The organism is Olsenella sp. kh2p3, from assembly GCA_900119625.1.
In the GTDB taxonomy this organism is placed as follows: domain Bacteria; phylum Actinomycetota; class Coriobacteriia; order Coriobacteriales; family Atopobiaceae; genus Tractidigestivibacter.
In genome coordinates this window covers 160490-182897 of sequence record FPKD01000003.1, presented here as the reverse complement: position 1 = coordinate 182897, position 22408 = coordinate 160490, and the positions used below count along the sequence as shown (strand labels likewise).

The 22408-nt window shown below is 65.3% G+C and carries 20 protein-coding genes; 19 read left to right on the top strand and 1 reads right to left on the bottom strand.

The features are described from left to right. Positions 1–191 (bottom strand): hypothetical protein (locus BT122_RS05835; protein ID WP_353612546.1); only part of this gene is annotated, 191 nt, incomplete at its 3' end. A 105-nt stretch (positions 192–296) separates the two neighbouring features. Between BT122_RS05835 and BT122_RS05830 the strand changes: the two genes are divergently transcribed. The 19 genes from BT122_RS05830 (at position 297) to BT122_RS05740 (ending at position 22340) form a co-directional block, all read left to right on the top strand. After that, positions 297–2684: an InlB B-repeat-containing protein gene (locus BT122_RS05830; RefSeq protein WP_072355041.1), complete on the top strand. Its 2388-nt coding sequence runs from the start codon at positions 297–299 to the stop codon at positions 2682–2684. 160 nt (positions 2685–2844) lie between these two features. Then, a complete protein-coding gene (locus BT122_RS05825; RefSeq protein ID WP_072355040.1) occupies positions 2845–3504 on the top strand; it encodes an HAD family hydrolase in 660 nt (219 codons plus the stop codon). A gap of 160 nt (positions 3505–3664) precedes the next feature. Further along, positions 3665–4339 carry a dTMP kinase gene (gene tmk, locus BT122_RS05820; RefSeq protein ID WP_072355039.1) on the top strand — a complete coding sequence of 225 codons (675 nt, stop codon included), beginning with the start codon at positions 3665–3667 and terminating at the stop codon, positions 4337–4339. Then, positions 4326–5489, top strand: a complete 1164-nt coding sequence (locus BT122_RS05815) for a DNA polymerase III subunit (RefSeq protein ID WP_286130318.1) — start codon at positions 4326–4328, stop codon at positions 5487–5489. Before tmk ends, BT122_RS05815 begins: the two co-directional genes overlap by 14 nt. Next, entirely contained in the window at positions 5468–7072 is a 1605-nt protein-coding gene (locus BT122_RS05810; protein WP_072355038.1) for a PSP1 domain-containing protein, read from the top strand. Before BT122_RS05815 ends, BT122_RS05810 begins: the two co-directional genes overlap by 22 nt. A gap of 206 nt (positions 7073–7278) precedes the next feature. Continuing rightward, entirely contained in the window at positions 7279–7707 is a 429-nt protein-coding gene (locus BT122_RS05805; RefSeq protein ID WP_072355037.1) for a 6-pyruvoyl trahydropterin synthase family protein, read from the top strand. A gap of 344 nt (positions 7708–8051) precedes the next feature. After that, the gene (locus tag BT122_RS05800; protein WP_072355036.1) at positions 8052–9113 is read left to right on the top strand and encodes a glycoside hydrolase family 5 protein; all 1062 of its coding nucleotides are present in this window, start codon (positions 8052–8054) and stop codon (positions 9111–9113) included. After that, entirely contained in the window at positions 9110–9982 is an 873-nt protein-coding gene (gene rsmI / locus BT122_RS05795; RefSeq protein ID WP_072355035.1) for a 16S rRNA (cytidine(1402)-2'-O)-methyltransferase, read from the top strand. Before BT122_RS05800 ends, rsmI begins: the two co-directional genes overlap by 4 nt. 82 nt (positions 9983–10064) lie before the next feature. Continuing rightward, positions 10065–11690, top strand: coding sequence for a helicase HerA-like domain-containing protein (locus BT122_RS05790; protein WP_072355034.1), 1626 nt, complete (start codon positions 10065–10067; stop codon positions 11688–11690). Between the two features lie 132 nt (positions 11691–11822). After that, positions 11823–13424 (top strand): methionine--tRNA ligase, encoded by a 1602-nt coding sequence (gene metG / locus BT122_RS05785; protein ID WP_072355033.1) that lies wholly within the window; start codon positions 11823–11825, stop codon positions 13422–13424. A 5-nt stretch (positions 13425–13429) separates the two neighbouring features. Then, positions 13430–14290: a 16S rRNA (adenine(1518)-N(6)/adenine(1519)-N(6))-dimethyltransferase RsmA gene (gene rsmA / locus BT122_RS05780; RefSeq protein WP_072355032.1), complete on the top strand. Its 861-nt coding sequence runs from the start codon at positions 13430–13432 to the stop codon at positions 14288–14290. Continuing rightward, complete coding sequence (locus BT122_RS05775; RefSeq protein ID WP_072355031.1) at positions 14283–15296, top strand: TatD family hydrolase; 1014 nt, start codon at positions 14283–14285, stop codon at positions 15294–15296. The genes rsmA and BT122_RS05775 overlap by 8 nt, the downstream gene beginning before the upstream one ends. Before the next feature lie 523 nt (positions 15297–15819). Continuing rightward, a complete protein-coding gene (locus BT122_RS05770; RefSeq protein ID WP_072355030.1) occupies positions 15820–16578 on the top strand; it encodes a ComFC family protein in 759 nt (252 codons plus the stop codon). A gap of 1014 nt (positions 16579–17592) precedes the next feature. After that, positions 17593–18183 (top strand): ribosome hibernation-promoting factor, HPF/YfiA family, encoded by a 591-nt coding sequence (gene hpf / locus BT122_RS05765; protein WP_072355029.1) that lies wholly within the window; start codon positions 17593–17595, stop codon positions 18181–18183. 18 nt (positions 18184–18201) lie between these two features. After that, entirely contained in the window at positions 18202–19293 is a 1092-nt protein-coding gene (locus tag BT122_RS05760; protein ID WP_072355028.1) for a DegV family protein, read from the top strand. Positions 19294–19367: 74 nt separating this feature from the next. Beyond that, a complete protein-coding gene (locus BT122_RS05755) occupies positions 19368–20453 on the top strand; it encodes an NAD(P)-dependent oxidoreductase (RefSeq protein ID WP_072355027.1) in 1086 nt (361 codons plus the stop codon). Between the two features lie 6 nt (positions 20454–20459). After that, positions 20460–20939 (top strand): hypothetical protein, encoded by a 480-nt coding sequence (locus BT122_RS05750; RefSeq protein ID WP_072355026.1) that lies wholly within the window; start codon positions 20460–20462, stop codon positions 20937–20939. Then, positions 20940–21722 (top strand): NYN domain-containing protein, encoded by a 783-nt coding sequence (locus BT122_RS05745; protein ID WP_032111494.1) that lies wholly within the window; start codon positions 20940–20942, stop codon positions 21720–21722. Between the two features lie 27 nt (positions 21723–21749). Continuing rightward, positions 21750–22340 (top strand): hypothetical protein, encoded by a 591-nt coding sequence (locus BT122_RS05740; RefSeq protein WP_072355025.1) that lies wholly within the window; start codon positions 21750–21752, stop codon positions 22338–22340. The last annotated feature ends 68 nt before the right edge of the window (positions 22341–22408 follow it).

Genomic DNA, 22408 nt, shown 5'->3' with positions numbered 1-22408 from the left:
ATGAGGGCCTTGTAGGGATCGAGCTTGCTCGGGTGCTCCGAGGCCTTGGGCCTTTGGGGCGAGAAGTCGTCTTCCTGAGCGTACTTCCTGATCGTTGGGTACGACACTCCGAGGGTCTCCTTCACCTCCGTCGGCGTATAGCCATCCGCGAGCATGTCGCGTATCCTCTCTATCCGGGACATGTCCAGCATCTTCCTTTCCTGCCTCTCGATCCGTGGGTTGGGCCCTGCGAATCGAGCATGGCAATGTGCGCGGTGCCAGGACGTGTCCCTCTTGCTTATCTGTGAAACTTTTTCATGCTCACGAGTGAAAAGCCGCTCTGCTTTTTTGTGCAATTAGGAGGCTATCAAACACAGTCGAGCGAGTACCGGGTCTCCGAGACCGAGACGCTCACCGCGCCCTCCGGCACCAGGGTCACCGCCGCGCCCAAGGACTACGACAACTACGACTGCACCACCGACGCCGAGGGCCGCACCGCCGAGGTCACCCCGGACGGGAAGGCCACAATCGTGATCAAGTACGACGTAATCGTCCCCACCTACGGCGTCTACTTCTCGACCAACGGGTCCTACGTCGCGCCCCAGACGGGCAGGACGGGCGACGCCATCACCAGGCCGGCGGACCCAACGCGCGCCGGCTACACGTTCGCGGGCTGGGACACCGACGGCGACGGCGTGGCGAACTACGCGGCGGGGAGCACCGACTTCATCCCCGCGTTTGGCGAAAAGGACATCACCGCGACCGCCCTCTGGGCCCCCGCGCAGGCGACCTATTTGGTGAAGTACTGGGGCGAGGATCAGGAGGATGGTGCAGACACCTACAAGTACCACCTGCTCCGGACCGACACCCTAACCGGAAGGACCGACTCGAAGGTCCCGAAAGCCGCGGCGCTTGCCACCCAGAGGGGCGGGGAGTACCAGTGGTACGAGTACGCCCGCGAGGACCAGGGCGTCAATATCGCCGGCGACGGCACCACGGTGCTCAACGTCTACTACGACTGGAAGAGGGTCAAGGTCTACTTCAAGGCTCAGCTTGACAACACTGGTGACGACTACATGAAGAATCCAGATGTGAATCCTGCGCTTTTACTGAAGGTTTTTGGCAGCTGTTCAGTGTCTAACGGTGCAGACGCACTGTCAGTCTATAAGGCAAACGGAGGCAAGCTCAACAACTTTGATTATTGGCTGAGCGTGCAGGGAGACTATATCGTAAACGGATCGTATTGGGTCGCGCCAAATGAAATACTATGGAACGGAGATAACGATCTTGAGGTCCGTTTGCTTGCGAATTTCGCTAACACGCAGGCTACAGTCAACTACAGCATGAACTTATTTCAAAACTCGGATGGAAAGAGCTATTCAGCAAAGGATTTGAAGCGTTGGCGTGACTCTATAGCAAAGATTAGCTACACCGTGACTTACGTAAGACCAGGCTTTAGGTTGAAAGGCTGGAGAACCTCGACGAATCTGTGGGACGGCAATGATCGGAGCACTATATCATGGGATAAATGGCACCCGGTCTCTGCGGAAGACGTTTCGGATAAAGGTGATATCACGACCGACTATCTTTATCTCTCCAAGGCAAACGTCTTCGAGTTCAAGTACGACCGTATCCCCTGCGACGTCACGTACTACTCAGGCGGTCAGGTCGTAGACAAGAGGACCCAGCTCTTCGGCTCGACCATAGACGTCTCCACGCCGGCGGGCCTCGCCGCCCCCGAGGGCAAGGTTTTTGGCGGATGGTACTCCAACCCCGACTTCTCGGGCGACCCCGTGACCTCCCTTACCATGCCCGAGGGCGGCACGCACCTCTACGCGCTCTGGAAGCACCCGGACGTCACCGTGACGTTCGACGCCGCGGGGGGCTCAGCCGTCGCGCCCGAGACCGTCGCCTGGGGCGGCAAGGCGACCAGGCCGGCCGACCCCGTGCGCGAGGGCTACGAGTTCGGCGGCTGGTACTACCAGGGCGCGGGCTCCTCGACCCCGGCGCCCTTCCCCTTCGACCTGGCCCTGCAGGCCGACGCCCGCCTGGTGGCGGCCTGGAGGTCCACCAACACCCCCACGACCTACACCGTGCGCCACGTGCTCGCCGACGGCACCGTGCTCTGCGAGGAGACGCTGCCCGGCACGGTGGGGCAGACCGTGAGCGCCCTCGCGCTCCCGAAGGGCGACGCGCGCAGGCAGGGCCACGCCTACGCCAGCGCCTCGGGGGCCACGATCGACCTCTCCGCCGACGCGTCATCGAACGTGATCACCTTCACCTACTCCGACGACGCCTCCCACGCCTACGTCGTCCACCTCTGGGACGAGGCGACGGGCCTGCCCGTCGCGGCGGACATCAGCTTCGACTCGGCGGAGGCGCTGCTCGACTACCTCGCGCCCGAGGTGCCCGGCTGGCACGTCCTCTTCGGCGGGCAGGGCTATCTCAGCACCCGCGACGGCGGCCAGGAGCTTGCCTTCTGGTACGAGAGGGACCCGGAGCCGGCTACCCCGGCAGAGCCCGCAACGCCGGCTGAGCCCTCAGCGCCCGCATCCGCCGCGCAGGCGTCGTACGAGCCGCGCCACATGGCGGCCGTGCCCTCCACGGGCGACGCGACTTCGCCCGCCGCACCCGCCGCTGCCGGAGCCATCGGCCTCGGCCTCGCGGCCCTCGGCGCCCTCCTGCGTCGCAGGCGCGAGGAGTAGCGGGCGCCTCGTCAAAGGCACCGCACCCATCGGCCCCGCCGGAGCGCACTCCCTGCGCCCGGCGGGGCCTTCGTGAGACAAGGGTAAACTCCCTTTGTCTCATGCTTCTTGGTATCGTAGGGTTACCTTAGGCTGTACTTGTACTGCATAGGAGGCTCCCATGCTCGAGGCTGCGATATTCGATCTTGATGGCCTGATGTTTGACACCGAGCCCATCTGGGTCTCTGCATGGGAGCCGGCGTTCAAGGAGCAGGGTCTAGAGCTCAAGCCTGGTCTTGTGCAGCGGTTCTTTGGCATGAGCCAGCCGCGCATCGAGGAGCTTGTTGCCCAAGCGTACGACAACGACCCTCGTGCGGTCTCTGCCGTCCGCGAGCACGTGCGCCTTGGCATCGAAGAGATGCTTGCGCACGGTGCTCCCAAGAAACCCGGTCTTGACGAGCTTCTCGTGCTGCTTGCCGAGAAGGGCGTTCCCTGCGCGGTTGCGTCTGCATCTCCTAGGACGCTTGTGGAGACGCATCTCCGCAAGGGAGGCGTTGAGGGGTTCTTCTCGGCCGTTATTGCCGGCGATGACGGCTTGCCCTCAAAGCCTGCGCCAGACGTGTTCGTGGAGGCAGCGCGTCGCCTTAACGCCGCTCCGGCAAGCTCGCTTGTGCTCGAGGACAGCCCCAACGGCATCCGTGCCGCATCTGCCGGCGGCTTTCTCTCGGTAATGGTTCCAGACATGATTGCCCCCACGCTGGAGATTCGAGCCATTGCGACGCGTGTCTGCAACTCGCTGCTTGATGTTCGCGACCTCATTGCAGCTGGCGAGCTTGGGTAGGGCTTCTCGGCATGCCAGACAGCTTCGCTCTGGGCCGCGTCATGAGACAAAGGGGCTGTCCCTTCGTCTCGCCCCCTTGTCTCACCCACCATCTCACCATGGTGACCTGCTAAAGTAGTTCGGCTATCTATGTAGGTACGTTTTGACCGAGAGGGGGAGCATGGCGACAACGGGCGAGAAGGGAGGCCTCTTCCTTACGCTGGAGGGCATCGACGGCTGCGGCAAGACCACGCAGGCGGCTCGTCTTGCGGATGCCCTTGAAACCGCTGGCTGCGATGTCGTGCGCCTGCGCGAGCCCGGAGGTACGGCCATCTCCGAGAAGATCCGCAGCCTGCTGCTTGACCCCTCCAACGCCGAAATGTGCCCAGAGTGCGAGCTTCTCCTCTATGAGGCGAGCCGCGCGCAGCTGGTGAGGCAGGTCATCGCGCCCGCGCTCGAGCGCGGAGCCATCGTGGTCTGCGATCGCTTCTTCGACTCGACCCTGGCCTATCAGGAGGCGGCGAGAGGTCTCTCCTCCCAGGTCGTGAGGGTAGCCAACTCGTTGGGGAGCTGCGGCGTCACGCCCGACCGCACGGTGGTGCTGGACGTCGACCCAACACTTGCGCTCTCGCGCGCAACGGCAGGCGGCGCGGACCGCCTCGAGGCGGAGGGCATTGCCTTCGAGCGTCGCGTTCGTGACGGCTACCTGCGTCTTGTTAGCGAGGAGCCCAACCGCGTGCGCCTGGTGGACGCCTCCGGCACACCGGACGAGGTGTACTCTGCGCTTCTCGACGCCCTTGCGGACGTCCTTCCCGCGTCGCTTGCAGCGGAGGCGGAGACCCATGGCCGCGGCTAGGGATGGTGTCGCGCCCATGCACCCTGCCGCAGTGCTCGACGCACTTAGTGACCAGCCGCGCGTTCGCGACCTGCTCGCCTCCGCCGTGCGCGAGGGGCGCCTCTCTCACGCCTACCTGTTTGTTGGCGCGCCCGGCTCCGGCATGGAGGAGGCGGCGCTCGCCCTGGCACAGTGCGTGATTTGCCCCAACGATGGCTGCGGCACCTGTGACGACTGTCGCCGCGTGGCACATCGCACCCATCCGGACGTGCAGTGGCTTGCCCCGGGAAGCGTGACTGGCTACCTCGTCGACCAGGTTCGCGACCTCATCGAGGGGGTGAACCGCGCGCCCAGCCGGGCGCGGGCGAAGGCATATGTGATCGAGAAGGCCGGCCTTCTCCGCGGCACCTCGGCAAACGCCCTGCTCAAGACCATCGAGGAGCCTCCGGATGGCGTGGTGTTCATCCTTCTCGCCCGTTCGGTGGCGTCCGTGCTCCCCACCATCGTCTCGCGCTGCCAGGTTGTGCCGTTTCGCACCATCGCTCCGGGCGTGGCGCTCGACGAGGTCATGCACCGTTCCGGCGCAAGCGAGTGGGAGTCCCGCGTGGCGCTGGCGGTTGCCGGAACGCCCTCGCGTGCCTGCGAGTTCCTGGCGTCCCCGTCGCGTCGCGAGGTGAGGCGCCTGGTCGTGCGCATCATGGACGAGCTGTCGCGCGACGACTCATGGGACGTGCTCTGCTCGGCGCGCGACCTTCTGACGGCGGTGCGCGTGCCCCTGAAGGACGTCCAGGTCGCCCAGGACGAGGCGGCCAAGGAGAGCGCGGACTTCCTTACCGCCTCGGCGCTCAAGCAGGTGGCCGACGCGAACAAGCGCGAGCTTACGGTACGTGAGCGTTCGGGTATCATGGAAGCTCTGGCTGCTGCGGACTCGCTCCTGCGCGACGTGCTCGTTCGCTGCGAGGACGTGTCGCAGAAGATCGTGAACGAGGATGCGGTTGCCGTGGTCGACCGGCTTGCCGCGTCGACGGGAACGCCGGGCGCCCTTGCCGCGCTTGAGGCCGTCTCGTCCGCTGCCGACGACCTCACGCACAACGTATCACCCCAGCTGACCCTCGAGGTCATGCTTCTTCGCATCAAGGAGGCACTTGCATGCCCACCGTCATTCCGGTGAAGTTCAAATACGCCGCTCGCGACCTGTGGTTTGACGTCGCGGGTACCGAGGCGCTCGAGGCCGACCACGTTATCTGCGCTACCGAGCGCGGCCACGAGATTGGCCTCGCAACCGCCGACGCCCGCGAGATGAGCGCCGCAGACCTGGATCGCGTGACCAACCATGCGCAGCTCAGGCCCGTTCTTCGCGTTGCGAGCGATGAGGACCTGGCCCATGCAGAGGAGCTTGCCGAGCTTGGCGAGAGGGCCCTGCCCGTGTTTAGGCGCCTTGTCTCGCAGAGTGGCCTTGACATGAAGCCCGTCGGCGTGGAGTACCTCTTCGATGGCGACAAGGTCGTGTGCTACTTCTCGGCAGAGGAGCGCGTGGACTTTCGCCAGCTCGTGCGGGACCTCTCGCGCGAGCTTCACGAGCGCATCGACATGCGCCAGATAGGCGTGCGCGAGGAGGCCGCCGTGGTGGGCGGCTGGGGGCACTGCGGCCAGGAGCTGTGCTGCACCCGGTTTGGCCTTGCCTTCGAGCCGGTCTCCATCCGCATGGCAAAGGAGCAGGACCTGCCCCTCAACTCCACCAAGATCTCTGGCGCCTGTGGCCGCCTCATGTGCTGCCTGCGCTACGAGTTCGAGGCGTATCGCGACTTCAAGGGCCGCGCCCCCAAGCGAAATGCCGTCATCGAGACGCCGCTGGGCAAGGCCAAGATCGTGGAGTACGACACGCCCAAGGAGGAGATCTGCCTGCGGCTGGAGAACGGCAAGCAGGTGCGTGTGCCGCTCGCCGAGATGACCGCCTCCGATGCCGCCATCAAGAAGTCGAAGGACCTGGGCTGCGCATGCCGCCCCGACACGGTGACGCGTGACGTTCTCGAGCGCCTGCAGTCGCCCGACGTTCGCATGGCCCTGGCCGAGCTGGACCGCGCGAACGGCGTGACGCCGCCCGAGGGCTTCGACGACGCGGACCTCTTCGTGCAGCCCAAGCGCCGCCGCAGGCGCGGGGGCGATGGCGGCGGAGCAGACTCGGGTGCCGAGAAGCGCCCGGCTGCCGGTGCGCCTTCTCCGGATGCTGCAGGTGCGGAGGGCGAGCAGCAGCCCACGCGCCGCCGCCACCGCAAGGGCCGCACTGCGCGCGTTGAGCTTGCCGCCGAGGAGTTCGAAGTTACGGTGACGAGCGGCGTTGAGCCCGACGCCGACGCCCCCAAGCCCACGCGCCGTCGCAGACACCACCGCGTTGCTGGTGGCACGGGCGCTCCGGCCGGTGCTGAGGACAAGCAGGGCCAGGGGCGTGGCGCGGGTGCCGAGAAGGGCGCCGGTGCCGGTGCCGGGCAGGCGCAGGGCGGACAGCAGCGTCGCCGCACGCGTCACCCGGGGGACCGCGGTGGTGCCGCAGCCCAGGGCAGCCGTCCTGCTCCCAAGCACATGGCGCCTGAGAAGCCTGCGGATGGCGCCGGTGCTGGCCAGACCGCTGGTGACGGAGCCGCCCCCAAGAGGCGTCGCCGCCATCGTGGCGGCCGTGGCCGCCGGGGCGGCGGCGAGGGCGGAGCCAACGGAGGATCCGCCGGCGGCAACACACCGTCGCCGGCGGGGGAGTAGACCGTCGGAGCCACGGCTGCTGCGGGCTTCTCGGCCTGCCGCCGGGGTTGTGACTGCCTTGTGCTTCTCAACTCCTCCTTCTGGCGCTGTCGGGCAGTTTTTGGACACATAACAATGTCTTTATCGGCCAAAATGTCTGAAAACTGCCCGGATTCACCCTGGAGAGGGTTCCTTCGCTTTGGACGTTCAACAACAGGAGGCTTCGCGTGTACACGCTTTCGACTGAATACTGGTTTGACTCGGCACACTTCCTTACCGACTACAACGGCAAGTGCGAGAACCTCCATGGTCACCAGTGGCGCGTGACTGCCTATGTGCGGGCGGACGAGCTGGGTACCTCTGGCACCGAGAAGGACATGGTTGTGGACTTTGCCACGCTCAAGCGCATCGTGCGCGAGGAGTGCGATGCGCTTGACCACACCTTCCTTGTGGAGGAGGGCTCGCTTGCGCCCGCGACGCTCGAGGCGCTTAAGTCTGAGGGCTTCAGCCTGACCATGCTGCCCTTCCGCACCACGTCGGAGAACCTGGCGCACTACCTCTTCGACCGGCTCTCGGCGCGTGGCCTTCCCGTTTGCCGAGTCGATTGCAACGAGACGCCCAACAACCGGGCATCATACGAGCCGGACGGGGAGTAGGACCTGGCGTTTTGTGGTCCGGAGTCTCCCGGCGCCCGGTGGCCTTCTCGCCAAGGGCGGATACACATTCGTGCACGAATGTGTATCCCGCGCAGGTCGCAACAGATTCGGCCAACGAATGTGTTGCGGGGGCGGATTGCGTTGCTACACATTAGCGCACGAATGTGTATCCCGCGCAGGTCGCCACAGATTCGCACGCCGAATGTGTATCGCTTCGCACCCCACGTTCGCACCCGGATGTGTGACAGAAGCGTCACAGCAATAACACTGGTCGGTTCGTCCAACGCCACAACCTGCGTTACACTCTGAACAAGCGCTGAACTTTGATGGGAGCGAGGTGGCGCATGGCAGAGAACGCCCTTCATGGGGTCAACCTTACTGGCTGGCTTACGCTCGAGCCCTGGGTCACGCCGGAGCTTTTCTCCGGCTCGGGTGCACTTGACGAGCCCTCGCTTGTCACGTCGCTCGGTGCCAGGGGGTACCGGGAAGTGGTGCGCCGTCACCGCGCCCGCTTCGTGACGAGGGACGACTTCTCGCGCATCGCCTCGCGCGGCTTCAATGCCGTGAGGCTTCCCATCCCCTGGTACGTTTTTGGCGAGGGCGGTCCAAACCCCGGCCCCTACCTGGGCTGCATTGAGGAGGTCGACCAGGCGCTCGAGTGGGCCGAGGAGATAGACCTCAAGGTGGTCTTCGTGCTCGCCGTAAACCCCGGCGTGCCTGGCGACGAGCAGACCTGGAACAACTTCACCGACGAGCGCGGCATTCGCGAGAACTCCCTCTGGGTCCTCTCGCAGCTCGGCTCGAGGTACGCTTCTCGCATGGGCTTCTTTGGCATCGAGGTCGCAGACGACGCCCGCATCCAGACGCGGCGCGGTCTTGGCGTTACCGATGGCCTTCCCGGCCACCTGCTGAGAAACTACTACCGCGCTGCCTACGACCGCGTGCGAGAGGCGGCTGGCCCAGACCCGGTGGTCATTCTCCCCGACGCGGGCATACCCACCGACTGGCGCCGCTTCATGGCCCAGCGCCAATACCAGAACGTCTGGCTCGACTGCCATCTGGACAAGCCCTCCGCGATCATGGCGAACATGGGCTACGCACCCGGGGCCAACACCTTGGGCCTGCGTCGCATCATGGCCGAGATCCACCGCCACATCCGCGAGGACCAGAAGAGTGGCCTTCCCGTGATGGTGGGCAAGTGGTCCTCGGCACTTCCCATCGCAGACGCCGCCATGACGCCAGAGGGTCGCGTGGCGCTTGAGCGTATCTACTCGTCCGAGCAGCTCACGGCATACGAGAAGCTCCCTGCCTGGTTCTTCCAGACCTGGAAGACCACGGGTAGGCTCTCCAGCTGGGACGCCCGCGTGGCGCTCTCCTCCTTCGAGCGGGGGCTCATCTGCTCATGACAGGCATTCTCTCTGTGGTGGGCACGCCCATCGGAAACCTCGAGGACGCATCGCCGCGTGTGAGGCGCACGCTTGGCGAGGCGGACGTCATCCTCTGCGAGGACACCCGCGTCACGGCACGGCTCCTCTCAGCCTTTGACCTGCACGTCCCTCTCGTCCGATGCGACGAGAACGTGATTGCGTCGAGGGTTGCCTCTGCGCTCGAGCGCATCGAGGCGGGGGAGCGCGTGGCGTTTGTCTCGGATGCGGGGATGCCTGGCGTGAGCGATCCCGGCCAGCGCCTGGTGGACGCCGCCCTTGACGCGGGGCTTCCCGTGGAGGTGGTGCCGGGGCCCTCGGCCGTGACCTGCGCCGTGGTCGCCTCCGGCCTTGCGTGCGAGCACTTCTTCTTTGAGGGCTTCCTGCCGCGCCGACACTCCGCACAGGTCGCGCGGCTCGGCGAGTTGGCGCTGGTGCCGGGTGCGATCGTCTGCTACGAGTCTCCGCACCGCGTGGCGGCAACGCTTGCGAGCGTGGCCGAGGCCATGCCTGGGCGCCGCGTGGCGCTTGTGCGTGAGCTCACCAAGCTGCACGAGGAGGTCGTGCGCGACGAAGCCGCCGCGCTTGCGGCAGCTGTGGCCGCGCGCGAGGAGATTCGCGGGGAGTGCGTGATCGTGATCGCCCCGCCCACGGCGGAGGATCTCAAGGAGCGCCGCCGCAGTGCGGCAGGCGCTGGCGCGGCCCTCACCCTCGAGGAGGCCATCCGCGAGGGTCTTGCCGCAGGGGAGCCAAAGTCCGCGCTGGCAAAGCGGCTCGCCAAGGAACTCTCGGTTCCCCGTGCCGAGGTCTATGACCAGGTGGTGGCAGCGGCTGCGCCCGCCGAGCCGTAGCCCCTTGCCCCGGCAGCCCCTCGCGCACGCACTACAATCCACATAACAGCACCTTGTATCACAGACCACGTTGGGAGGCCCCATGCTCGTAGGTGACAAGATCTGGATCGCCCAGGGCGAGAAGCCCTGCTGCCTGCTCCTCAACCAGGCCAACCGCCACGGCCTCATCGCGGGCGCTTCTGGCACGGGCAAGACCGTCACGCTCAAGGTCCTTGCGGAGGGCTTCTCGCAGGCAGGCGTGCCCGTCTTCATGGCCGACGTCAAGGGCGACGTCACGGGCATGGCGCAGGCCGGCGAGATGACGGACTTCATCCGCAAGCGCTGCCAGGACACCTTCAACCTCAAGGAGGACGAGGTCAGCTTCCAGGGCGCCCCGGTGCGCATCTGGGACATGCTGGGCGACAGGGGCATCCCCGTGCGCGTGACCGTCTCGGACATGGGCCCCGTCATGCTCGCCCGCATCCTTGGCCTCACGCAGGTCCAGGAGGGCGTCCTCAACATCGTTTTTCGCGTGGCTGACGAGAACGGCCTTCTCCTCATAGACCTCAAGGACCTGCGTGCGATGCTCTCGTATGTCTCCGAGCACGCCAAGGAGTACCAGACCACCTACGGCAACGTCTCGCCGCAGTCGGTCGGCGCCATCCAGCGCGCGCTCATCTCGGTGGAGGACCAGGGCGGAGACATCTTCTTTGGCGAGCCCAACCTTGACCTTGGGGACTGGTTTGCCTGCGCCCCGGACGGCCGCGGGTACGTGAACGTCCTCAATGCGGCCAAGCTCGTCCAGACGCCCCAGATCTATGCCATGTTCCTGCTCTGGATGCTCTCCTCGCTCTTCGAGCTTCTGCCCGAGGTGGGTGACCCCGACAAGCCCAGGTTCGTGTTCTTCTTCGACGAGGCGCACCTGCTCTTCGACGACATGCCCAAGGGGCTCGTGGACAAGATCGTCCAGGTGGTGAAGCTTGTGCGCTCGAAGGGTGTGGGAGTCTACTTCATCACGCAGTCGCCGTCGGACATCCCCGACGAGGTGCTGGCGCAGCTCTCCAACCGCGTGCAGCATGGCCTGCGCGCGTACACGCCCGCCGAGCAGAAGGCCGTGCGTGCCGCCGCGGCGAGCTTCCGCGAGAACCCCGCCTTCGACTCGGCGCAGTCGCTCCAGGACCTGGGCACCGGCGAGGCCCTTGTCTCCCTTCTGGACGAGGAGGGCAGACCGTCCGTTGTGGAGCGCGCCCGCGTGCTCTTCCCCCAGTGCCGCATGGCCGCGGCGGACGCGGACGTGATGGACGGCGTCTACGCCGCCCAGGCAGACCTCATGGAGAAGTACGGCACGGCCATAGACCGCGAGAGCGCCTACGAGCAGATCCAGGGCCAGCGTGACGTGGCGGCGGCAAACGCCCAGCTTGCAGCCGAGCGCGCCGCCTTCGAGAAGGAGAGGGCGGAGTTCGAGGCCAAGCGCCAGAAGGAGGCCGAGCGTGCAGCCAAGGAGCAGCAGAAGGCAGAGGAGAAGGCCGCCCGCGAGGCAGAGCGCCAGGCTGCGCGCGCCGAGGCGGCCGCCCAGAAGCAGGCCGAGCGCGAGGCCCGGGAGCGCGAGAAGGCCCAGCAGGAGGTCGCCAAGCAGGTGGGAAGGGTTGCTACCTCGATGATCGGCTCCTTCGGGCGCGAGGTCACGCGGCAGCTTGCGCGCGGCCTCATGGGGAGCCTCAGACGCTAGGGTGTCGTTGCCGCCAGGCGCCGCGTGGGCCCTTCGTGAGCCCCTCGCGGCGTCCTTCTCGTACGCTGTATAATCTCCTACCGCATGCGCGCAGCGCATCTACGCACGATCCGTCATTAGGAGACCCAACCCATGGCAAAGCCGAGCTTCTTCATCACCACGCCCATCTACTACGTCAACGCCAAGCCGCACCTGGGCACGGCCTACTCGACCATCCTCTGCGACGTCGAGGCGCGTTACCGTCGCGCGACGGGCTATGACGTCAAGTTCCTCACGGGCATGGACGAGCACGGCGAGAAGGTTGCGGAGGCCGCAGCCGCCCATGGCATGACCCCGCAGGAGTGGTGCGACTCCCAGGCCCCGTTCTTCAAGGACCTCTGGCGCCAGCTCGAGATCTCGAACGACGACTTCATCCGCACCACCGAGCAGCGCCAGCACGACGCCGTGCAGTACCTCTGGGAGCGCATGAAGGAGTCTGGCTACCTCTACAAGGGCTCCTACGACGGCTGGTACTGCGTGCCCGAGGAGACCTACTTCACCGAGACCCAGGTCACAAAATCCGACGAGGAGCACCGCACCGAGGGCCAGCACCTCTGCCCCGACTGCGGCCGCCCGCTCGAGCGCGTGCAGGAGGAGTCCTACTTCTTCAAGCTCTCCGCGTTCCAGGATCGCCTCCTCAAGCTCTACGACGAGCACCCGGACTTCGTTCAGCCCGACTTCCGCATGAACGAGGTCCGCAGCTTCGTGGAGGGGGGTCTGCAGGACCTCTCCGTTTCTCGCACGAGCTTCGACTGGGGCATCCCTGTGCCCTTTGACGAGAAGCACGTCACCTACGTGTGGTTCGACGCCCTTCTCAACTACATGACCGCCGTGGGGTACGGCGTGGACACGCCCGAGGCCAAGGCCGAGCTGGCGTATCGCTGGCCCGCGCAGTACCACGTGGTGGGCAAGGACATCATCCGCTTCCACTGCGTGATCTGGCCGGCCATGCTCATGGCCATTGGCGAGGCTCTGCCCGAGCACGTTTTTGCGCACGGCTTCCTCATGGTGCGCAACGAGGAGACGGGACAGGGCGAGAAGATGTCCAAGAGCCGCGGCAACGCCATTGCGCCGCAGGACGTGATCGACCTTCTCGGCGTCGAGGGCTACCGCTACTACTTCATGACCGACGTCGTCCCCGGCGAGGACGGAGCCATCAGCTTCTCTCGCATGGAGCAGGTCTACAACGCCGACCTGGCCAATAGCTGGGGCAACCTGGTTTCGCGCGCGCTTAACATGAGTGCGAAGTACTTTGACGGCAAAACGCCCGAGCTGGCCGATGGCTGGGCGGACGAGAAGAACCCCCTGCGCGAGATTGCCCAGGGCATCGAGGGCCGCTACGCCGAGCACATGGACAAGCTTGAGTACGTCCAGGCCAAGGACGAGGTGATGGAGCTCGTCCACGCCGCCAACCACTACGTGGAGGACATGGCGCCGTGGACGGTGGCCAAGGACTTCACGCGCATCGGCGAGCTGGCCCACATCATCGCGAACCTGCTCGAGTCCATCCGCATCTGCGCGCACCTGCTGGCGCCCTTCATGCCCGAGACCTCGGCCGAGGTGCTGCGCCGCATGGGCGCCGGCGACGAGGTCGATACCACCGACCTCGCATCCGTGTGCGAGTGGGGTCGCCTTGCCGGGGGCGTCGAGGTGACGAAGGGCGACGCGCTCTTCCCGCGTCTGCAGAAGAAGTAGGCGCTATGCACTCCTGGCTTGCCAACCAGTCTGCAACGCGAGACGTGCTCGACGAGTTTGGGCTTTCGACAAAGCACCGGCTTGGGCAGAACTTCCTGGTGGATGACACGGTGATCGGGAAGATCCTGGAGCTGGCGGAGCTTGACCCCACTGATGTGGTTCTTGAGGTGGGGCCGGGCATTGGTACCCTCACGGTGGCCATGCTGCCGCGCGCAGGCGCCGTCTGCGCCGTTGAGGCCGACCGCCAGCTCGAGTCGGTGCTTGCCGAGACCTGCGCGCAGGGCTCCGATCGTCTGCACCTGGTAATGGGGGATGCCCTGCGCGTGATTCCGGACGGACTTCCACTTGAGCCGGGCAAGTTTGTCTCGAACCTGCCCTATCAGGTGGCGGCGACCCTCATCCTCAAGGTGTTTTGCGAGGTGCCCTCCGTGCGGCGGGCCGTGGTGATGGTCCAGGCTGAGGTTGCGGACCGCATCTGCGCGGCCCCTGGCTCCAAGACCTACGGTGCCTACACGGCAAAGCTGGCGCTTCTCGGCCGTGTGACCGGTCGATTCGAGGTGGGGCCGGGATCATTCAACCCGCCGCCGCACGTGAACTCCGCCGTCGTGCGCATAGACCGCGCGCCGCTTGCGGGCGTGCCGGCGTCTACGCCCGCGGTAATCGACGCCGCGTTCGTGCAGCGTCGCAAGACCATTCGGAACTCCATGGCCTCGAGCGGGTACGAGAAGGCCGCGCTGGACGCAGCCTTCGCCGCGTGCGGCATCGCGCCGGTCGTGAGAGCCGAGACCCTCTCGCCCGAGGACTTCGTGCGGCTGGCGGCTGCGCTGGAGGGCGCGGCTGCGGGGGAGAGCGGTGCGGATGCCTAGCGAGCTTCTTGGCCTTGACGCGCTCACGCTCGAGGACGGCCACCTCTTCCACGACCGCAAGGGGCGGCCGCGGGAGCTGCCGCCGGCGACCGCGCCACTGGCGGACACCCACGGGCACCTTACGAGCTTTACGCGGCACGATCCCTCGATTGCCATCTGCCGCGCCGCGCTGGCGGGCGTGCGCCTTCTGGTGGTGCCGGTTGACCCCGTGGACGAGGTGCCGCGCCTCTTTCCCTCGGCTGCTGTGTATCTCTCGTGGATAGACGAGCAGGTGGAACGTGCCGCGGAGCGCCTGGAGGAGTGCGCGCGGCACGGTCTTGTGCCGCCGGAGCACGCTGGGTATCCTGACCTTCCGCCGCTGGTGGAGCGCGTGCGTATTGTGGCTGGGGCGCATCCGTACGGCGCGGCGCGGCTGGACAAGGCCGCGCTTGCCTGCCTGGACGAGCTTCTCGCCAGCCCGCGCTGCGTGGGCGTGGGCGAGATTGGCCTGGACTTTGGGCCGTACAACGAGCTGCCGGCAGACGTGCAGGAGGCCGCGTTCAGACGCCAGCTTGCCGTTGCCCGCGAGCACGGGCTACCTGTTGAACTGCACATTCGAGACGGTCAGGACCCTGATGACCACTCCGCCCACGAGCTTGCGGCGCGGGTGCTGGCCGAGGAGGGCATACCTTCCGCCGGCTGCGACCTGCACTGCTTCACGGACGGTCCCGAGGTCATGGCCCCCTTCGTGGAGCTGGGCTGCCACATTGCCTTTGGCGGGGCGTCTACGTTCAAGCGCTCCGATGACATCCGCGAGGCGGTCGCGGCCTGTCCCGAGGAGCTTCTCCTCTCCGAGACGGACTGCCCTTACATGGCGCCCGTGCCGCTGCGCGGCGAGGAGTGCGAGCCTGCCATGGTGGCCTTCTCGGCGGCCTGCGTTGCTGCCGCTCGCGAGGACGCCGGCGTTGCCACGAGAGACCAGACGTACGCCGCGCTTTGGGAGAACGCCTGCGATCTTCTCGGCTAGCAATGCCTGGGGGCTTCTGTGTGCTTGCCCGGCGCTTTGGCCTCTCCCAGCCACCCTTCCTGCCGCCCTCCGCTTTCGTCCTCACACCCCTCTTTCGCCCTTCCAAAAACCTGCGGGTTAATAGCACCTCTTTGCACAGAGACAAGCCATCTACCTGCGGTTCTTGTCAGCGGTGACCTTGAAGAATTGCAATTAACCCGCAGGTTTCTCTGTGGCCAAGGAATGTGGGAGGCGAGATCCGTCTTCTCCCATTCAGTCGCATTCGGCTGGATTCGGCGGCGTCGAGACGGAATTATCGCGCGTTATTTCTGATAGCCATTAGGCTTAACTGGCCAGATGTCTCTCTTGCGAGAAATAACGTTCAATAATTTGAGAGCGGCTCTGAACCGGCGGCTCTGGGCTGGCGAGCAATCATCGGGAGCGCCTGGCATCCGATATTCCGTCCGGCCCGCTTGAGCCGGCCTTACGTGCTACCATCAGCTCAACTGATGCGACCCCCACCCGCACAAGCGATGGGGGTCGCATGCCGCGTAACGCCAACAGGGTGGGGGAGCGCCTCTCCGCCGGGGCGTCGCTTCTCGTCTCCGGTGCTGCCGAGCTCTTGTGGCCTACGCGTTGTGTTTCCTGCGAGATGCCCGGTGAGCTCGTTTGCGATCAGTGCCGAGAAAATCTCCCCTGGATTGCCCAGCGCTGGGCGTGTCCGGACTGTGGAGCGCCGTTTGGATACCTCACCTGCACGGAGTGCGCGCACGAGTGGGAGGCGCGCGCTACCATTTGTGCGCTGGGATTTGCCGGCACTGCCGCTCGGATGGTCTCGTGCCTGAAGGACGCCCACGAGCTGCGGCTGGCCCCCGTCATTGCCGCTGCAATGGCAACGGCGCTGGACGAGGCTTCCGCCTGGCCGGCGCGTGACGGCTACGCGCGATTTGACCCGCGGGCAATCGATGCCGTGTGCTTTGTGCCCGCGACCTCGGCGGCGTTTGCGCGGCGAGGCTTTGACCACATGGAGCTCGTTTCTCGCGCGCTGTGCCGAGAGGAGGGGCTTGCCCTGGCAGATGTCCTTGTACGTCCCTACTCTCGCGACCAGCGCGCCCTCGGGCGAGAGGAGCGCGCGGCCAACCTCGCGGGCACCATCTCGGTGTGCGATGACGTTTCGGGTCTTGACCTGCTGCTGCTTGATGACGTAATCACCACGGGGGCGTCTGTGCGCGAGGCGACGAGGGCGCTTCTCGCACGTGGTGCGGCGTCGGTGACGGCGTGCGCCCTTGCTCGCGTGTGGTGAGGCAGTTTTGGCGCGATTTGACGGTTGGGATACCGTTTTTCGGGGGTACCCAAAGTATCCAAGGGTCCAAACTTTGAAAAACAGCAGGTAGATAAATCGTACCAACCGCAGTAACACATAAGATATGCAACGAAAACTGCTGCCAACCGGAAGCTGCTCTGCGACGAGTTCGTGAGTGCATGGCTAACTTCCGGTTGGCAGCAGTTTTCGTTCAATCGCTTATATGACTACGTCGCAGACGCATTTCGCTGACCAGGGGTTTATCTACTTTCAAATCGGTTGATACTTGGGGTGTCTCTGAAAAACCGTATCCCAACCGTCAAATCGTGCCAAAGTGCATCCGGTCCCTTGGGCTCTGGGGATCCACCCGCCCGAAGCTCTTTTGTCTGTATTACTCACCGGAATCCCTTAGGTGGCATATGCCATTCTTGCGCTAACTGCTTGTGTCGCTGTTGCTGGCTTTGGCCTGCTACCTGCTATAATCTCCTCCGTTCCACCCAGGTCTGTGGTTGCGGGCGCATGCGTGCGCCCTAGTTCATGGCAGACGAGGCCAAAAGGATCCACGTAAGTCGCGGGGTGCGCCCTGCGGCGAGCACGGCTCGTCCTAGAGGTAAGTCGCACCGCCCGTTAGACGAGAGGTATACGGCCTCGCGGGCGAGAGGGTCGTGAGTGAGGGGCCGAGTAGCCCCAAAGCGGAGGCCCCGGTGCGCGAGTGTGGGGTCGAATACCAGGTCAGCTGGGTGGAACGCTCTTTTGTGGCCAGCCTTTCGGGTCTTGCGATACACATTCGCATGCCGAATCTGTATCGGCCTGCGCGCGTCACACATTCGTGTGCGAACGTGTGACGGAACTCCGCGCTGATTGCGGTTGCTGTCCCCCTCGCGCCCACTCCCCATATCCACGCGCCTACCGTCCTTGCGCGTAGCCCGCGGCCGCTTTGGGTACCAACCAAGTACGGCCAGACTCGCGTCGGTGCTTGCGCGGGGATGGCAGGGCAATCGATTGGAGGCACGCATGGTTGACATCAAGATCTCGGGCCGCAAGGTCACCGTTTCCGACGCGCTGCGTGACCGCGTCAACGAGAAGATAGGGGACGCCCTCAAGGTGTTCGACATCTCGCCCATGAGCTGCGACGTCGTGCTTCGCGTTGACAAGAACCCCTCGAACCCGGATCGCAAGACCTGCGAGGTCACCGTCTTCGTACGCAAGAACGTGGTGCGCGTGGTTGCCAGCGCCGACGACATGTACGCCGCCATCGACGAGGCGGCCGACAAGGTCACCCGCCAGCTGCGCAAGTACAAGACGCGCGTAATAGACCGTCGCCAGCGCGCCCAGGTCCCGCCGGCACCCGTGCCCAGCGCAGACGAGCTTGCCAACCTCATCGCGCCTGCGCCCGAGGAGGAGGACGACCAGCTCGTGCGCGAGAAGTATGTCGAGCTCACGCCCATGAGCGAGGAGGAGGCCCTCGTTCAGACCGATCTTCTCGGCCATGATTTCTATGTGTTCACGAACGCCACCACCGGTCTGGTCAACGTCATTTACCATAGGAAAAATGGCGGCTACGGCATCATCAAGCCCAAGGTCGAGGAAAACCCGGACGCGTAAGCGGGAAAGACTGAGCGAATGGCAGAAGAGAAGGACCAGAAGACCATAAGCGCCCAGGAGGAAGCTCCCCAATCGTCACAGGCACCGGCCGACGTCGCAGGCGTCGGCCGGCGCTACCATCAGAGGCGCAACGTCACCATCATCGTCGACTCAACGTCCGACTACGCCCCGGGCGTGGCCGAGCAGCTCGGCGTCGAGGTCATACCCTTCACCTACGTGGACTCCGATGGCGTGGAGCACGTGGATGACATGTGGAAGACCCAAGATCCGCACGAGTTCTACGAGAACATGCGCAAGCATCCCGAGACCCACTACACCACCAGCGCGGTGACGCCCGGCCGTTACCTCGATGTCTTCGAGAAGGCGACCGAGGAGGGTCTCCCCATCATCTACATGGGACTCTCCGAGGGCCTCTCGTCCTCCATCAACGCCGCCCGCCAGGCGGCGGAGATGCTTCGCGAGAAGCGCCCCGGAACCGAGATCTACGTCCTGGACAACCGCTGCGACTCCGCTGCCGGCGAGCTTCTCGCCATCGAGGTCGTGCGTCAGGCGTCAAACGGCCTCACGGCGCGCGAGCTCTACGATTGGGCCTCGGACGCGCGCTACTTCATCCACGGCTACTTCACGCTCGACAGCTTTGACGCGCTTGCCGCGGGCGGCCGCATCCCGCCAGCCGCGGCCAACGTGGGCGGCAAGCTCGACATAAAGCCCGAGCTCTCCTATGACCTCAACGGCGCCCTCACGCTGCGCGGCATGTGCCGCGGCCGCAAGAAGGCGCTGCGGGCCATCATCCAGGACTTCCGCGACAACTACGCCCACGATTCGTCACTCCCGCTTGCCATCGTCTCGACCGACGCCGAGAAGGACGCGGACTGGCTCGAGCACGAGATCCGCAAGGAGAAGGGCTGCGAGGACGTCACCGTCATTCGCTCCTCGGTCTCGCCCATCCTGGGGACCCACGTGGGACCGGGCATGGTGGCCCTCGTCTTCTGGGGCACCGACCGCCGCGAGAAGCTCTCGCTCACCGACCGCATCGCCAAGCGCGTGCGAGGCCGCGCAAGCAACGGCGGTGCCCAAGATGCGCCCAGCAACCCGGGCGCACAAGCCTAGCCTCGGCACAGAACCGGGCCGCCTCGGAGCGAGACGCTTTGGGGCGGCCTCCCTCACATGAAAGGACCTATCACATGCCCACAACCCACAGGACCAAGGTCGCCTTCATCGGCACCGGCATCATGGGTGCCCCTATCGCAGGCCACATCCTGGACGCCGGCTACGACCTCACGGTAAACAACCGCACCAAGTCGAAGGCCGAGGGGCTTCTCGCCAAGGGCGCGCACTGGGCCGACACCCCCGCCCAGGCTGCAGCCAACGCGGACGTCATTTTCACCATGCTCGGCTATCCCGCAGACGTCGAGGACGTCTATCTTTCAACGGACGGCCTGGTGCGCGCCGCAAAGAAGGGCGCCTACCTGGTTGACCTCACGACCTCCTCGGCGCAGCTCGCCAAGGACATCCACGACGCCTGCGAGGTCGAGGACAAGCACGCCTTCGACTGCCCCGTAACCGGGGGTGACACCGGTGCCAAGGCTGGTACGCTCACGCTCATTGTGGGCGCCAAGGAGAGCTACGCCGCGCCCGTGCTGCCCATCCTCCAGACCTTCTCGGACAAGATCTACTACATGGGCGGCGCTGGCAAGGGCCAGACGGCCAAGCTCTGCAACCAGGTCTCGCTTGCCGCGTGCATGGTGGGCTACGCGGACGCCATGGCCCTCGCCGAGCAGGGCGGCCTCGACGTTGCCCAGACGCTCGACATGGTGAGCCACGGCATGGGCGGCTCGGTTGCCATGGATCGTCTGGCGCCCAAGTCGCTCGATGGCGACTACAAGCCCGGCTTCCTCGTGGAGCACCTGCGCAAGGACCTGGGGCTTGCGCTCGCGCAGGCCGAGGACGCAGACATCACCCTTCCCGGCGCCGAGACGGCCTACACCCTCTATGACATGCTGTACCAGATTGGTGGCGCGCGTCTTGGCACCCAGGCGATAAGCCTTCTCTACCAGGACGAGGTCACCTGCACGGCGGCCGGCCTCGACTGGTCCAAGCTCGACGTGGAGGACCTCGCCGACGAGGGCGAGAAGGACGACCACTGCTGCGGCGGCCACGGCGGCGACGGCTGCTGCGGCGGCCACGGGGAGGGCCACGGTGACGGCTGCTGCGGCGGCCACGGCCACGAGGACGGCCACTGCTGCCACCACCATGGGGACGGGGAGTAGCCCCGCATGGACGAGAACAGCCTTGGCACAGGCAGCTTCGCTGTTGCCATCTTCGTGATCATGCTTTTTGCCTTTGGCCTTGTCATTGGCGAGCACGTGGGCGAGGAGATGGGCAAGAAGTGCGTCGAGAAGCGCGACTTCCACATCGCCAACCTCAAGATCATCTTGGTGGGCGTCGCAGTCTCTGCCATGGTGTGGGCTGTCCAGCTGCTCACGCTCGCTGGCCTGGTCCTTGGGCTCATGGCTGGCGCACTTGCCGGGGCAAAGATCGGCTTTGGCGAGTCCGTCGGTCCCTGGAAGTTCGCCGACAAGTACTTCAACGTGAACAAGGACCAGACCAATCGCACCGAGGCCGAGAAGGCCCGCAGACGTGCCGTTCGCAAGGCGCGCAAGGAGGGCAAGCCCGAGCCGGAACTCATGAGCGTCCAGGCAGAAACCCCAAACGCCGAGACCGGCGCCAACGTCGAGAAGGGAACCAGGCACTAGATGGCAACCACCGACATGCCGCAGAGCTCCATTGCGGTGTTCATAGACTACGAGAACCTTGCGCTGGGCACCGGAAAGCGCAAGCGGAACGGCCACCAGGAGCCGGGCCCCGCGCCCGACGTCAAGCTCATCCTGGAGCGCCTGGTCGACAAGGGCCGCATCACGGCCAAGCGCGCCTACTGCGACTGGCAGCGCTTCGACACTGCCGTCACGCCCCTGCACGAGCTGGGCATCGAGCTCATCGAGATACCGGACCGCGCCTACACCGGCAAGAACTCGGCCGACATCCGCCTTGCCGTGGACGCCGTCGAGATGTGTCTCACCAAGGACCACATCGACACCTTTGCGATTCTCTCCGGTGACTCGGACTTCTCGCCGCTTGTCTCCAAGCTCAAGGAGTTTGGTAAGACGGTCATTGGCGTGGGCATGAAGGAGTCAACCAGTTCGCTTCTGGCCGAGGTCTGCGACGAGTTCATCTTCTACGAGGACCTCACCCGCTCGGCGGGCATCCCGGACTTCTCGCAGAAGGTTCCCAAGGAGAAGCAGCCCTGCTACCAGCTGCTCTTCGAGACCATCGACGCTCTGCAGCGCGAGAGCGACTCGTTCATCCTGGCAAGTCGTCTGAAGGACACCATGCGCCGCAAGCGTCCGCAGTTCTCGGAGGGCTCGTTTGGGTACCGTTCCTTCACGGCGCTCATCCGCGAGGCAGCGAAGCTTGGCTTTATCGACATCCACCAGGACCCCAAGAGTGGAACCGTCGTGGTAGACGGCTTCCACGAGTAGCGCGGGGCTAAGAGAGGAGACTTGGCAATGGCAGAGGAGAACAACAAGACTATGAGCGCGGCGGGCGTCGCGACCCTGATTGACGGCCTTTCGGCATCGAGCCGTAGGCACCGTCAGGAGGTGTCGCAGGACATCGCGGCCGTGGCGGCAAAGGACCCGTCGCTGCTCGCCGGCCACATCGACGCGCTGATCGACGCCCTTGACCGCCCGGAGGCACAGACGCGCTGGGAGGTGCTCGACGCCCTCTCCACCATGACGGACGCATACGCCGACCAGGTGAGCGCCGCCTTCGACGGCGCCGAGGCGTCGCTCTTCGACGACGACTCCGCGACGGTGCGCCTGGCAGCGTTCCTCTTCCTCTGCCGCCTGGGGGCCACCTCTCCCGCGCGCTCCGACGAGGCCTGGCCGCTTCTGGACGAGGCGATCCAGTGCTACCACGGCGATGCCGAGTACCGCGACATGCTCGAGGGGCTTCTCGCCTTCGCCGGCGGCGACATCTCCAAGAAGACGGCCAAGGAGCTTGTCTCGCGCGTGAAGTTTGACGCGGAGAGCGGCAACGGCTACATCAAGCAGTTCTCGGGCGACATTCTCGCTATTGCCAAGGGCAAGGCCAAGTAGGGGCACCGGCGTAGGCCGCGCCCGTTGGACCCGTACGGCGCATTTCTCGCCCCCTCTTTAAGGTTGGT